The sequence below is a fragment of the Mesorhizobium sp. M7A.F.Ca.ET.027.03.2.1 genome (assembly GCF_003999175.1).
Lineage (GTDB): Bacteria > Pseudomonadota > Alphaproteobacteria > Rhizobiales > Rhizobiaceae > Mesorhizobium.
Map to the genome: position 1 here is coordinate 1 of NZ_RZOM01001796.1, position 571 is coordinate 571.

Consider the following 571-nt stretch of genomic DNA (forward strand, 5'->3'; position numbering starts at 1 on the left):
GAATATACGACCGCGACGCGGTCGGCATGACCGGCGACGACGCCGAGATCATGGGTAATCAGCACCAGGCCAAGGCCGAGCCGCTCCTGCAACGAACGCAGCACTGCCAATATCTGCGCCTGCACCGTCACATCGAGCGCCGTGGTCGGTTCGTCGGCGATTAGCAAATCGGGATTGTTGGCGACGGCCATGGCGATGACCGCGCGCTGGCGCATGCCGCCGGAGAATTCATGCGGATACTGGTTCACCCGGCGCTCCGGCTGCGGGATCGCCACCAGATTGAGCAATTCCACCGCGCGCGCCATGGCCTGCTTGCGGGTGACGCGCTGATGCAGCCTGACCGCCTCGGCGATCTGGGCGCCGACGGTCATCACCGGGTTTAGCGAGGACAGCGGGTCCTGAAAAATCATGGCTATGCGCGCGCCCCTGATCTTGCGCATTTCGCGTGACGATTTGCCGACCAGTTCGTCGCCGTTGAAGCGGACCGAACCGGTAACGACCGCGTTCTTCGACGTCAGGCCGAGCGCGGCGAGCATGCCGACGGACTTGCCCGAGCCGGACTCCCCGACAA

General features: G+C 64.8%; 1 protein-coding gene. It reads right to left on the reverse strand.

Annotated elements, in window-relative coordinates:
- On the reverse strand, positions 1-571 hold a 571-nt coding region (locus EN750_RS38125; protein WP_245482951.1), incomplete at both ends, for an ABC transporter ATP-binding protein.